This window comes from Stenotrophomonas maltophilia group sp. msm1 (genome assembly GCF_032025805.1).
Lineage (GTDB): Bacteria > Pseudomonadota > Gammaproteobacteria > Xanthomonadales > Xanthomonadaceae > Stenotrophomonas > Stenotrophomonas hibiscicola.
Genome location: NZ_JAVSKH010000002.1, coordinates 1,139,653 through 1,152,680, shown reverse-complemented (window position 1 = coordinate 1,152,680; position 13,028 = coordinate 1,139,653). Strand labels below are relative to the sequence as shown.

Annotated in this window: 12 protein-coding genes and 1 pseudogene; 7 read left to right on the top strand and 6 right to left on the bottom strand. The window is 66.5% G+C overall.

Translation table 11 applies throughout. From position 1 onward, the window contains the following. Positions 1-28 precede the first annotated feature (28 nt). The 3 genes from ROV95_RS12950 to ROV95_RS12940 are packed head-to-tail and all read left to right on the top strand — an operon-like array spanning position 29 to position 2,230. The gene (locus tag ROV95_RS12950; RefSeq protein WP_019659806.1) at positions 29-1,084 is read left to right on the top strand and encodes an ATP-binding protein; all 1,056 of its coding nucleotides are present in this window, start codon (positions 29-31) and stop codon (positions 1,082-1,084) included. Next, complete coding sequence (locus tag ROV95_RS12945; RefSeq protein WP_312544738.1) at positions 1,077-1,718, top strand: response regulator; 642 nt, start codon at positions 1,077-1,079, stop codon at positions 1,716-1,718. The genes ROV95_RS12950 and ROV95_RS12945 overlap by 8 nt, the downstream gene beginning before the upstream one ends. Next, positions 1,715-2,230 carry a DUF1697 domain-containing protein gene (locus ROV95_RS12940; protein ID WP_134729121.1) on the top strand — a complete coding sequence of 172 codons (516 nt, stop codon included), beginning with the start codon at positions 1,715-1,717 and terminating at the stop codon, positions 2,228-2,230. The genes ROV95_RS12945 and ROV95_RS12940 overlap by 4 nt, the downstream gene beginning before the upstream one ends. 101 nt (positions 2,231-2,331) lie before the next feature. Here ROV95_RS12940 and ROV95_RS12935 read toward each other — a convergent pair whose 3' ends face one another. Next, complete coding sequence (locus ROV95_RS12935; protein WP_312544737.1) at positions 2,332-3,504, bottom strand: low temperature requirement protein A; 1,173 nt, start codon at positions 3,502-3,504, stop codon at positions 2,332-2,334. A 9-nt stretch (positions 3,505-3,513) separates the two neighbouring features. After that, positions 3,514-3,780: a hypothetical protein gene (locus ROV95_RS12930; protein ID WP_312544736.1), complete on the bottom strand. Its 267-nt coding sequence runs from the start codon at positions 3,778-3,780 to the stop codon at positions 3,514-3,516. Between the two features lie 203 nt (positions 3,781-3,983). Between ROV95_RS12930 and blaL1 the strand changes: the two genes are divergently transcribed. Further along, positions 3,984-4,853, top strand: a complete 870-nt coding sequence (gene blaL1 / locus ROV95_RS12925; RefSeq protein ID WP_134729117.1) for a L1 family subclass B3 metallo-beta-lactamase — start codon at positions 3,984-3,986, stop codon at positions 4,851-4,853. A gap of 116 nt (positions 4,854-4,969) precedes the next feature. On the opposite strand, the gene ROV95_RS12920 is transcribed toward blaL1, so the two are convergent. Continuing rightward, entirely contained in the window at positions 4,970-5,506 is a 537-nt protein-coding gene (locus ROV95_RS12920) for a DUF411 domain-containing protein (RefSeq protein ID WP_019659812.1), read from the bottom strand. Between the two features lie 632 nt (positions 5,507-6,138). Here ROV95_RS12920 and ROV95_RS12915 point away from each other — a divergent pair. Continuing rightward, positions 6,139-7,155: a DUF4034 domain-containing protein gene (locus tag ROV95_RS12915; protein WP_245151398.1), complete on the top strand. Its 1,017-nt coding sequence runs from the start codon at positions 6,139-6,141 to the stop codon at positions 7,153-7,155. Between the two features lie 18 nt (positions 7,156-7,173). Here the strand turns inward: ROV95_RS12915 and ROV95_RS12910 are convergent. Continuing rightward, positions 7,174-9,461 (bottom strand): annotated as a pseudogene (locus ROV95_RS12910) (FdhF/YdeP family oxidoreductase). 244 nt (positions 9,462-9,705) lie between these two features. Between ROV95_RS12910 and fdhD the strand changes: the two are divergent. Next, entirely contained in the window at positions 9,706-10,554 is an 849-nt protein-coding gene (gene fdhD, locus ROV95_RS12905; protein WP_312544730.1) for a formate dehydrogenase accessory sulfurtransferase FdhD, read from the top strand. A 39-nt stretch (positions 10,555-10,593) separates the two neighbouring features. Here the strand turns inward: fdhD and ROV95_RS12900 are convergent, their stop codons facing one another. Continuing rightward, complete coding sequence (locus ROV95_RS12900) at positions 10,594-11,130, bottom strand: peroxidase-related enzyme (RefSeq protein WP_019659816.1); 537 nt, start codon at positions 11,128-11,130, stop codon at positions 10,594-10,596. A 106-nt stretch (positions 11,131-11,236) separates the two neighbouring features. On the opposite strand from ROV95_RS12900, the gene ROV95_RS12895 reads away from it, so the two are divergent. Beyond that, the gene (locus ROV95_RS12895; RefSeq protein ID WP_312544728.1) at positions 11,237-12,133 is read left to right on the top strand and encodes an AraC family transcriptional regulator; all 897 of its coding nucleotides are present in this window, start codon (positions 11,237-11,239) and stop codon (positions 12,131-12,133) included. Positions 12,134-12,464: 331 nt separating this feature from the next. Here ROV95_RS12895 and ROV95_RS12890 read toward each other — a convergent pair whose 3' ends face one another. Beyond that, the gene (locus ROV95_RS12890; protein WP_312544727.1) at positions 12,465-13,028 is read right to left on the bottom strand and encodes a TetR/AcrR family transcriptional regulator; all 564 of its coding nucleotides are present in this window, start codon (positions 13,026-13,028) and stop codon (positions 12,465-12,467) included.

Genomic DNA, 13,028 nt, shown 5'->3' with positions numbered 1-13,028 from the left:
CTTTTCCCCCACACCAGGGAGCTCCCCGATGCCATCGCTGTCGCCCCGCCGCCCGCTGGTGCTGCTGGCCCTGATCGTCGTGATGGCGGCGATCTTCCTGATCGACACCGTCACCGATTATGCGGTTGCCGCGGCCTGCTTCTATGCAGCGGTCATCCTTGCGGCGTCGCGCGTGCTGGGCGCGCGCGGGCTGATCACCCTGGCCATCGCCTGCATCGCGCTGACCGGGTTGAGCTTCTTCCTGACCCGCTTCGGCACCTACCGCATCGGCCTGGTCAACTCGGTGATCGGCATGCTGGTGATCGGCATCACCACCTACCTCGCCCTGAACATGGAAGCGGCCAAGGCCGCCGTGCAGGAAGCGCAGGGCCGCCTGCTGCGGGTGGCACGCGCGTCCACCGTAGGCGAGCTCACCACCTCCATCGCCCATGAAGTCAACCAGCCACTGGCCGCAATCGCCAGCAGCGCCGAAGCCTGCCAGCGCTGGCTGGCGCAGGACCCGCCGAACGTGGACAAGGCCCGGCAGACCGTGGCCCGCATCCTCGCCGACGCGCACCGCGCCGGTGACGTGATCGCCCGCATCCGCGGTCTGACCCAGGGCGCGGCACCGGAACGACGCGCCTTCGACCTGAACCAGGCGGTGGAGGAAATGCTGGCGCTGTCGCGCAGCGAACTGAACCGGCATGGCGTGGCCGTAGCCCTGCTGCTGGACCCCGACCTGCCACAGGTACACGCCGACCGCGTGCAGGTGCAGCAGGTGATCGGCAACCTGATCCTCAATGCAGTGGATGCAATGGAAGCCATACCCGCAGGCGACCGGCGTCTGTCGCTGCTGACCCGGCGCGACGGCCAGCGTGTCAGCCTCAGCGTACGCGACCGTGGCGTCGGCCTGCCCGCCGACCATCCCGAACGCGTCTTCGATGCGTTCTGGACCACCAAGTCACACGGGCTGGGCCTGGGCCTCAGCCTGAGCCGTTCGATGATCGAAGCCAACGACGGCCAGATCCGCGCCGAACGGCCGGCAGGCGGCGGTGCCTGCTTCGTGTTCGACCTGCCCATCGTCACGGATGCCCAACATGCGTAGGCCCGCTACCCCTGCCGTCGATCCGGCACCCATCGTGTATGTGGTCGACGACGATCCGTCGGTGCGCGCGGCGCTGGAAGACCTGCTGGCATCGATGGGCTTGCGGGTGCACGCCTTTGCATCCACCCAGGCGTTCCTTGAACACGACCTGGTAGACGCACCGGCCTGCCTGGTGCTGGACGTGCGCATGCCCGGCCAGAGCGGCCTGGAATTCCACCGCACGATGGGCAACCTTGGGTTGCGGCTGCCGGTGGTGTTCATCACCGGCCACGGCGACATCACCATGGGTGTCAACGCAATCAAGGATGGCGCCATCGAATTCCTGACCAAGCCCTTCCGTGACCAGGAGCTGCTCGATGCCATCCACAGGGGCATCGAGATCGACCGCCAGCGCCGCCGCGACGGCGACGTGCTGGGCGCCCTGCAGCAGCGCTGGGATTCATTGAGCGCGGGCGAGCGCGAGGTGGTCGATGGCGTGGTGCGCGGCCGCCTCAACAAGCAGATCGCCGCTGACCTCGGGGTCAGCGAGATCACGGTCAAGGTGCGTCGTGCGCAGGTGATGCGCAAGATGGGCGCGCGCACCCTGGTTGACCTGGTACGCATGTACGACCGCCTGCAGGCGGGGACGCCATGAACGCCTACGTCGCCTTGCTGCGCGCGGTCAACGTCGGCGGCACCGGCAAGCTGCCGATGCGCGAACTGGTGGCGATGTGCGAGGACGCAGGCTTCGCCGATGTCCGCACCTACATCGCCAGCGGCAACGTGGTGTTCCGCAGCTCGCTCGACGAGGCGGGCGTGCGCCAGGCCCTCGGCGAGCGGCTCAAGGTCTATGCTGGCAAGCCGGTGGGCGTGCTGGTGCGCTCGGCCAACGAGATCGCCGGCGTGGTGGCGCGCAATCCATTTCCGCAGGCGGCCGGCAACCGTGTGGTCGCCCTGTTCCTCGACGGCAGCCCGCCCGCCGATCCGCTCGACGGCGTGACCGGCCTGCGCGACGAACAGCTCGCACTCGGCACGCGCGAGATCTTCATCCATTACGGAGACGGCATGGCCGGCTCGCGCCTGCGGATGCCCTATGCCCAGCAAGGCACTGCCCGCAACATGAACACGGTGGGCAAGCTTGCAGCGATGGCCGCCGCGCTCGCCTAGCCTGCCAGCATTTCTTGTGCAGCGGTGTTGAAGTCGAGTGTCAATCGACTGCTCAGCGCTTGCGCTCGATGGCGGCTGGAGCGCTTTGCTGACGCAACGGATCACGCCCGCTGCAGGCGACGCTTCAACCGCGTATCCATCAACCCCACGGCCAGCAGCACCGCACTGGTCAGCCAACCGGCGGCCAGCAGATGGCTGTGCGGCAAGACCACGCCCAACACGACCAGCGCCATGGCACCGAACAGATGCGAATACGGGGCGCGCCCGTACACAACGCGCTTGTAGAGGGCGCTGCCAAGCAGGTAGATCAACGGCCCGGCGGCCAGCACCGCTGCATATACCGGCGTCACCGCCGCTTCCGGGTGATCCATCACCAGGTCGTTGCCCACCGCGGTGGCGATGATGCCGGCGATCAGCAATGCATGCACATAATGGAAGTTGGCCCCCATCCGTCCGGGGTCTTCCGCGTGGGTGATGGCCTCTGTGGCATCGTGGCTGGAGATGCCAAAGTACAGCCACCACATCGCAATCGTGCCGGCGAAGGTGGCCAGCACCGCCGATACCACTTCAAGGTCCCAGTGCTCGACGTCGCTGAGCACACCCCCGGTGGCCAGCAACGTCTCACCCAGTGCGACGATGACGAACAGCTGGCAGCGTTCGGCCAGGTGACCCCCCTCAATGGTCCAGTCGCGAGTGTGCGAACGACCCATGCCCGGGAACGCGAAGCCAAACATCGGCGAGATGTATTCGCAGGCCACCGCCACCGCCCACAGTGCCAGCCGCAGGTGGCCCTCGGCCGCCGCGCCGGCCAGCCAGAAGCAGGCCGACACGCTGACCCAGGCCAGCATGCGGCGGAAGTTCGGCGCCAACGGATGCTTGCGGCCGACCTCCAGCAACACGAACGCGGTGCGTCCGACCTGCATCGTGGCGTACGCCCCGGCGAAGATCCACGCACGATCGGCGAATGCCTCGGGAATGGACGAGGACATCAACAACGCCAGCAGCATGGTGCCGAACATCAGGCCCCGGATGCGCGGCGCCTCCGGGTCGAACCAGTTGCTGACCCAGCACGCGTATTGCCAGCCGAGCCAGACCGCGAACCACAGCACCAGGGTCTGCAGCACGCCGGCCAGGTCCAGGTGATGCAGCAGATGGTGGCTGAGCTGGGTGACCGCGAACACGTAGACCAGGTCGAAGAACAGTTCTTCGTAGGTCACGCGGGCATGATGGCCATCGCGGTGGCGCAGCGCGGGCAGGCGCAGTCGGGTACTCATGCAACTCCTTCAGCGCGCCAGGCGCCAGTACAGGAAACTGGCCAGCAGCGCCGGCACGGCGAACACCAGCAGCAGGATCGGCAGCTCCTCGCCTAGTGCGTAACCGGCCCTGCTGACCCCCACCCACATGTTGGCCACGGCCACCAGCAGCCAGGTGGCAATGAAGGCGATCAGCGCCGTGGGCAGCTGCGAGGTGCCCACGCTCCAGAGGCGGCCAAACAGCAGGAACACCCCTAGCAGGAGCACGCCACCCAGCATCACCATGAGCACATGCATGGTCCACCTCCTTGAGCCTGAAAGCAGGCTAGCCCCGGCCGATTCTGCGCTCCAGCCTGTGGAGATGGATTCACAATCCACAGCAAGCGAACAATCCCTGCATCGACTGCGGCGGAGCTTATGGCAGCCATGAATTATTCGCGAAACGGCCGGCGCGGCCCGCGTGCTAGCTTCATCGGCCCCAGTCCAGACACCTTTCTGCCATGCGCCTCTGCCTGACTACCCTCGCCCTGGCTGCCACGCTTGCCTTTGATGTCACTGCCGCCGACGAACCGCTGCCCCAGCTCCGGGCCTACACGGTGGACAGTTCATGGCTGCAGCCGATGGCACCGCTGCAGATTGCCGACCACACCTGGCAGATCGGCACCGAGGATCTGACCGCGCTACTGGTGCAGACCGCCGACGGTGCGGTGCTGCTTGACGGCGGCATGCCGCAGATGGCCGGTCACCTGCTGGACAACATGAAGCTGCGCGACGTGGCCCCGCAGGACCTGCGATTGATCCTGCTCAGCCATGCGCACGCCGACCACGCCGGCCCGGTCGCCGAGCTCAAGCGTCGCACCGGCGCGCATGTGGCGGCCAATGCAGAAACGGCGGTGCTGCTGGCGCGCGGTGGCAGCAACGACCTGCACTTTGGCGACAGCATCACCTTTCCGCCGGTCAGCCCCGACCGCATCATCATGGATGGCGAGGTGGTCAACGTGGGCGGCATCGCGTTCACCGCGCACTTCATGCCGGGACACACCCCGGGCAGCACTGCCTGGACCTGGACCGATACCCGCGATGGCAAGCCGGTGCGCATCGCCTATGCCGACAGTCTGAGCGCGCCGGGCTACCAGCTCCAGGGCAACGCCCGCTATCCCCGCCTGGTCCAGGACTACCGACGCAGCTTCGCCATGGTGCGCGGCCTGCCCTGCGACCTGTTGCTGACTCCGCATCCGGGCGCCAGCAACTGGAACTATGCTGCTGGCAGCAACGCCAGCGAGAAGGTACTGAGCTGCAAAGCCTACGCGGATGCGGCCGAGAAGAAGTTCGACGCGCAGTTGGCCAAGGAAACGGCCACGGCACGCTGATCCTGTAGAGCCGAGCCCATGCTCGGCTTGCCGGCCAAACACAGCCGAGCATAGGCTCGGCTCTACACAAGACGCGTCGGAGAGTGCCCGTCAGCACGACCGGCACCCTCCGTCCATCAGCCGCCCTGACCGTGCTGGGCAAACGGCTCGGTGCTGCCGTCGGTGCGCACCAGCTCGACGGTGTACGGCTGCACGTAGCCGTCCGGCATTTCCATGCCCGGCGAACCGGCTGGCATGCCGGGCAGCACCAGCCCGCGCGCGGCCGGGCGTTCGGCCAGCAGGCGCTTGATGTCCTCGGCCGGGATGTGACCCTCGACCACGTAACCGCCGATCTCGGCGGTATGGCAGGAGGCCTTGCCGACCGGCACGCCCAGGCGGACCTTGATTGGATTCATGTCATCGGTGTCGCGCACATCGACCTGGAAGCCGGCGGCCTTCAGGTGGTCGACCCAGATGCCGCAGCAACCGCAGCTGGCGGTCTTGTGCACGATGGCGACCGGCAAGGCTGGATCGATCTTGGCCGGGCTGGCCTGGGCCGGTGCCGGTGCTTCGCTCGCGACCGGTGCCGCGGAGGATTCTTCGGCGGCACGAGCGCAGGCGGTCGTGGCCAGCACGGTGCCCAGCAGCAGGCCGAGGGAAAGAGTACGGTTCATTGAGTGATTCCTTTGCAGAGGCGGGCAAAGCGGCCCGCCACCCACGCATTGAAGGCGCAGGTAGCGTCGAGAGAAAGTCGAACAGTCATGGCAGGCGCTTGAGGCCTGCAGGAATTCACGCGATGGGGGGACGTAACGGATCCGGCATCAACGGGGGCGCGCGCTGCTGGCTACTGGCTGGAGCGGGCGCCCCGCGCCAAAGGGAGGCTGGTGTCCCGTTCAGCGTTGCCAACATGCCCAAGCACGCCGGCGGGCATTCGCACTGGCCACTCTGGCAAGCCGCCGGACCTGCATCATCGCAACACCCCGCCGAAGCTATCCCGGCCGAGTGCGGTGCCACGCAATGGTCCTGGCTGGCCGGACCGCTGTAGGAAGACGCGGCGAGCGCCAGCGCCGGTGCATTCAGCACCAGGGCAACAAGCAGCATCCATCGCAGTATGAGGCCAGGCAGGTTCACCCGCCGATGATAGCCGATGCACAACTGCACAGCATGGGGTGGCAGCGCCCACGCCCGCCTGGCAGCCACGCTGCCGACTTGCGCGACGGCCCCTGCTATGGCGAGATGGCGATCGTGGCCCACTGCCTTGCCATGCCCCTGTCCCTGACACGGAGTTTCTCCCATGAATGGATTCATGCGAACACTGCTTGTGATGCTGTTGTTGTCGTGCGCGACCATCGCCCACGCCGGTGCATCCGGTGAAGATGAAGCAAGCGAACGCGCCGAAGTCTCCCGGCAGGCAAAGCAACTGCTGGAGAAGCAGGATTTCGCCAGACTGGAGCAACTCGCCAGTCGTTACCGGGATACGGATCGCTACTTCAGCAGCGGTGTCTGGAAGCTCTCGGCGTACTACGTTGGCATCGGCTATGCCTTCAGCATGAGCAACCGTGACCCGGCCTATTGGCAGGGTCGCGAGAAACTCGTGCAGGCATGGATCTCGCGCTACCCCAGGTCGCCGTCGGCGCGCCTGGCCATGGCTGAGATGCTCAGCCACCAGGGATGGAGCATCCGCGGCCCCGGCTATGCAAATACGGTGAAGGAAGAGGACTGGGCTCCGTTCAAGGCGCTGCAGCAGCAGGCCGTTGACTACCTGCTGAAGTACAAGGACATCGCCAGCACGGACCCGTACTGGTACGAGTCGATGGAACACCGGGCAATCGAACAGAGTTGGGATGCAGACCGCTTCTTCGCATTGCATGACGAAGGCATCGCGCGCTATCCGGGCTACTTCCCGCTCTACTTTGCTGCCGTGCGCTATTTCGCTCCGAAGTGGGGCGGCGATCCGGCTGGCCTGGAAGCCTATGCACGCAGGGTCATGGCTGCGGCCCCACCGCAGGACCAATACATGCTGTACGCCCGTATCTACTGGGTCGCCTCGCAGCGGGAGTACGAGGACCGTTTGTTCACCGAGTCGAAAGTGAACTGGCCGACCATGAAACGCGGCTTCGAAGACGTGCTGTCACGTTATCCCTCGCCATGGAACCTGCAATCATTCGCGTACTTCGCCTGCCAGGCCAACGATCCCGTCAAGGCCCGTGAACTGCTGGCGCAGATCCAGGAACCGATCGTTGGCGCCTGGCGGGATACCGCCAACTATTTCCGTTGCTCCTTTGCGCTGGATGAACCCAATCCACATGCCGGAAGCCCATAGGACTGGATTGATCCACTGCTAGGTGACCGCCGGCATCGCCCGCATCCGCACCGGGATCGACTTGGCTGCGGGGGTGCCGCTGATCCGGTCGTGGTAATCCAGCGGCAGCAACGGGTTCAGTTCGGGGTAGTAGCCGGCCAGCGCGCCGCGCGGCATCGGGTAATCGAGCACGGTCAAGCCTTCAATGCGTCGCTGCACGCCATCACTGCTGATCGTCTCCAGGCTGACCAGCGCCTCCTTCCGCAGCCCGCGCGCCAGCCGGTCCTCGATGTTCATGAACAGCACCATGCGATCGTTGTACACGCCGCGATAGCGATCGTTGTAGCTGTAGATGGTGGTGTTGTACTGATCGTGTGAGCGCACGGTGGCCAGCCGCAGCATGTCGGGGTCGTGAACCGGATCATCCACGTCCAGGCCAGGCATCACCAGGATGTTGGCCTTGCCATTGGGCGTGGGCCAGACGCGGCGACGCGGCGGGATATCCAGATGGAAGCCGTGCGTCTGCTGGATGCGCTGGTTGAAGCCGGTGTAGATCTCCGGGTACACGGCCGCGATCAACTCACGGATGTGTGCGTAGTCGTGCATGCAGCCTGCCCAGTCGACCCTGCTGCGTGGCAGCGTGGCCATCGCCATGCGACAGACGATCTCGACCTCGGGCAACACATCGGGGCTGACCGGCTCGAGTACGCCCCGCGAGGCGGTCACATTGGACATCGCGTCTTCAATGGTGATGAACTGCTCGCCGGCCGGCGTGACGATGCGCTCCGAGCGCGCCACCACCGGCAGGATCAGCGCATCGCGGCCATGAACAAGATGCCCACGGTTGAGCTTGGTAGCGATGCCCACGGTCAGGTCCAGGCCGCGCATTGCCTCGTACGCGCGCGGTGTATCAGGCACCGCATGAATGAAGTTGCCACCCAGGCCGATGAACACCTTGGCACTGCCATCCAGCACCGCCTCGATCGACTCGACCACGTGATGGCCATGCTCGCGCGGCGGGTCGAAGCCGAATACCTGCTGCACGCGGTCCAGGTAGGCCGGCTTCGGCTTTTCATCGATGCCGACAGTGCGGTCGCCCTGCACATTGGAATGGCCCCGGATCGGCCCGATGCCAGCACCGGGCTTGCCGAAGTTGCCACGCAGCAACAGCAGGTTGGCGACCTGCTGCAGCAGGCGCGAGCCGTACTGGTGCTGGGTCAGCCCCATGCCGTAGCAGATCACGGTGGCATTGGAGCGGATGTAGATCTCCGCACAGCGACGGATCTGCGCCTGCGAAATGCCGGACACCTGCACGATCTGATCCCAGTCCTGCGCCATCACGTCGTCGCGCAGCGCCTCCAGGCCCACCGTGTGTTCGGCGAGGAATGCATGGTCGAGCACACGCTCACCCTGCGCCTCGCGCTCGAACATCACCTTCATCATGCCCTTGATCAGGGCCAGGTCAGGTCGCCGCCGATGCGGATGTGCACGAACTCGCTGCTGATCTCTGTCGAACCGAACGTGGCCATCTGCACCACGTCCTGCGGTTCTGCGAAGCGGATCAGCGCGCGCTCGGGCATCGGGTTGACCGCCACGATCGGGATGCCGCGTTTGCGTGCCTCCACCAGGTTGCTCATCATCCGCGGCGAATTGGTGCCGGTGTTCTGGCCAATCACGAAGATGGCCTCGGCGTGATCGAAATCCTGCAGCACGATGGTGCCCTTGCCCACCCCGATGGCCGGCGGCAGCCCGCGGCTGGTCGGCTCGTGGCACATGTTCGAGCAGTCCGGGAAATTATTGGTGCCGAACTCGCGCACGAAGATCGAATACAGGAACGCCGCTTCGTTGGGCGTGCGCCCGGAGGTGTAGAACTCGGCCTGGTGAGGACTGTCCAGTGCCCGCAGGTGACGGCCGATCAGTGCGAAGGCATCGTCCCAGCTGCACGGCACATAGTGATCGGTCGCAGCGTCGTAGCGCATCGGCTCTGTCAGCCGCCCCTGCATCTCCAGCCAGTAGTCGGTCTGCGCCATCAGCTCGGTCACGGTGTGCCGGGCGAACAGCTCACGACCGGCACGGAACTGCGTGGCTTCCCAGGCCAGTGCCTTCGCGCCGTTCTCGCAGAACTCCAGCTTCCTGCGTTCGTCGGCATCGGGGAACGCACAGCTGGGGCACTTGAAGCCACCGGGCTGGTTCATCGCCAGCAGCGCCTTCGACCCCTTGCCGATCACACTCTGCTGCAGCAGCACCTTGGCGGTGGCACCAGCGGCACCCCAGCCTCCGGCCGGCTGCTTGTAGGGCTTGTAGCGCGGCGGTTTCTGCTCGGACATGTTCGGGAACCTGGCGGAAGGAACGCAGCAACGAGCGGCACAACGCGGTCCGGCGGTGCATTCAGTGGCACGACCAGCCGCACAGTCAAGCACGGCCCACGGCGCTTCGCCAGAGGGCACAGCCTGATTTCAGCACAACCTGCCATGGCAACGGTTACAGCCGCGTCTGCGCGCGACCACTGCGCTATCCTCAAAACCGCAGGCGGTGGCCCGCCCGCGTTTCTCCCTTGTCCGGACGCGCTGCATGCCTGATTCGATCCCGCCGCACACCCCGCCTGCCGGCACCGCCCAACGCCCGTTGCAGCGCTGGCGCGGCGGCACGCAACAGCAGCAGGTCGACGTGGTGGCCGAGGAAGTGCCGGTGGCGCTGCGCTACAACGATGCCGCCTTTGCCGTGATGATGGCCACACCCTGTGATCTGGAGGACTTCGCACTCGGATTTTCGCTCAGCGAAGGCCTGATCAGCGCGCCCTCGCAGCTGCTGTCGATCGATATCCACCCACAGCTGGAAGGCGTCGAGCTGCAGATGACCGTGGACGAGGCTGCGCCCGGCGCAAACCTCGACCCCGACAAGGGGCGCCTGCTGCCCGGCCGTGGTGGCTGTGGCCTGTGCGGCACGCGCCAGCTGGAAGAAGTGCTGCGCCCACTGCCGCAGATCCGCGAGCGCCGCAGCTATTCCGCCACCGCCCTGCAGCGGGCGTTGGCCAGCCTGGCGCAGCACCAGCCGATGAATGCGGCAAGCGGCTCGATCCACGCCGCGGCCTGGGCCGACGCCAGTGGGCGCATCGGCTGGGTACGCGAGGACGTGGGCCGCCACAATGCACTGGACAAGCTGATCGGTGCCCTGCACCACAACGAACACGCCATCGAAGGCGGCCTGCTGGTGATTTCCAGCCGGGCCAGCTACGAGATGGTCAGCAAGGCAGTGCGCGCCGGCGCCAGCGTGCTGGCGGCGGTGTCCGCGCCGACCGCGCTGGCGATCGATCTGGCCCGCAGCGCCGGCCTGTGCCTGGTCGGGTTCGCGCGGGAAAGCGGGTTCAATGTGTATACCCATCCGGAGCGGCTGCAGGCGCACGACGGCCACGCCCGCTGAGGATGGCCGGGAGCACTGCGTCCCCCGGCCCGGTACACCTCAGCGCAGCGCGACCTTCGGGAAGTCCACCGGCACGTCGAACGCCACGTTGACGTAGTTGGTGAACAGGTTGAGCGCCACATGCGCGAGGATCTCGACGACCTGCTCATCATCGAAGCCAGCCGCGCGCAGCGCCTGCACGTCGCCGTCGGCGATCTGCGCACGCTGCTCGACCACCTTCAACGCGAAGTCGAGCGCCGCCGCAGTGGCCGGGTCGCTGGACTGGCCGATCTGCGCGGCAGCCATCTGCTCGCTGCTGGCGCCGGCCTTGCGGCCCAATGCCGTGTGCGCGGCCAGGCAGTACTCGCAGGCGTTGCGGTTGGCGATGGCCACGGCGATCTGCTCGCCCAGCAGCGGCGACAGGCGACCGCCGCCCAGCGCGCCGAACGAACCCCACATGCTCTGCAGGGCAGCCGGCGAGTTGGCCACGGCGCGGAACATGGCCGGGGTGGCGCCGAAGGCAGCGTGGACCTGGCCCAGCAGGGCCTGGCGGTCGGCGGTGGTGTTGGCGGCATCGATCAGGGGGACACGGGACATGGTGGATCTCCTTGGGAAAGCGCCCGGGATTGGACGACCCGCTCATCCTAGGTAGACTCCCTGGACGCAACATCCTCAATGCGCCACATATGTTGTCCATACGTCCATGAGCATGCGCGCCGCCACCCCTGCGCCAGATCGACTCTCCTCCCTGCTGGAACGCTTCCGGGTGCAGGCGGCCCTGTTCCACAGTGGCCCGCTGTGCGGGCAGCATGTCTTCGAGCCGCAGCCCGGTCGTGCGTTCCTGCACATCCTGCGCCAGGGTGAGATGGAAGTCCGTCATCCTGGGGGCGATAGCACGCTGCCCCGGTTGAAGATCGATACACCCAGCCTCCTGCTGTATCCGCAGCCGCTGCACCATGTGTTCTTCAACGCTCCGCTGGACGGCCCGGATTTCACCTGTGCCACGCTGGATTTCGATGGTGGCGCGCGCAATCCGATCGTGCAGTCGCTGCCACCGGTGATGGTGGTGCCGCTGGCCGCGATCACCGAACTGGATGACACCCTGCAGCTGCTGTTCGCCGAAGCCGATCGCCAGCGCTGCGGGTCACGGCTGCTGACCAACCGCCTGTTCGAGGTGGCGCTGATCCAGATCCTGCGCTGGGTGGTCGACCACCCGGATGCAGCCGGCGTCAGCCACGGGTTGATGCGGGGGCTGTCCGATGCGCGGCTGGCACGCACGCTGGTGGCGATGCACCAGGCACCGCAGGACGAATGGACGCTGCCGCGCATGGCCGCGACCGCCGGCATGTCGCGCAGCGCGTTCGCGGCCGTGTTCAAGGACGTGATGCAGGCAACGCCAGCCAGCTACCTGCTGGACTGGCGGCTGAGCCTGGCCTGCGCGCAGCTGCGGGCAGGCGTGGCGGTCAAGCAGGTGGCGATCGAGGTGGGGTTTGCCGATACCGCCTCGCTGTCGAAGGCGTTCCGCAAGCGATTGGGGGTATCGCCGAGGGCGTGGCTGGCCGCGGGCGCCGCGCAGGCTGGGCAGACGCGCGAGCGGTAGAGTCGACTGTCAGTCGACTAGCGCGCGAAGCGCGGGGTTTTCGTTGTCTGACCGAAGGGCAGTCGACTGACAGTCGACTCTACCGAAGCGCATTTTCGTGGCCTGACCGAAGGGCAGCCGACCAGCGGTCGGCTCTACCACGGGCGATGTCTGCGCGCCGGCGGGCCGCTCAACTGGACGTTCCGTCATTCTCGCTGTCGAAGGCGTTCCGCAAGCGGCTGGGGGCCAGGCTGGGCAGACGCGCGAGCGGTAGAGTCGACTGTCAGTCGACTATCGCGCGAAGCGCGGGGTTTCGTTGTCTGAGCGAAGAGCAGTCGACTGACAGTCGACTCTACAAGTGCGGTGATCGGTCAGACTTCGCCAACAGCCCGGCGATGCGCTCGGCAACACGGGCGCGCACGCCTGCATCCAGCTGGCCCTGGTACATCGCCTCGTAGATCCACAGGCCATCGGCGGCCAGCCGCGCCACGAAATTGTCGAGCGCTGCGCTGTCTTCCGCTGTACCCGCCTCCGGCGGCAGCGGTGCCCAGCGACGCACCGCCGGTCCCCACGGGCGCTCTTCGGCGTCCGGGTCGGCCGATTCGAGCATGAACATCAGCTCGGCACGGGTGGCGCTCTGGGCAGACACGCGCACGAAGGTCTGGTAACGCTCCAACGCAGTGGCCTGCTCGGCGGTCTTGCCCAGCAATGCTTCCATCGACGTCTCCCAGGCCTGTACCAGGTGTTCGTCGATCCCCCGCAGCAGCGCCTCGCGCGACGGGAAGTGATACAGCAGGCCACCACGTGTCAGCTGGGCCTCGGCCGCCACCGACTCGAAGGTCACCGCGCGCACGCCGTCACGATTGATCACGTTGACGGCGGCGTCGAGGATGCGATCGCGCTTGCTGGTTCTCAT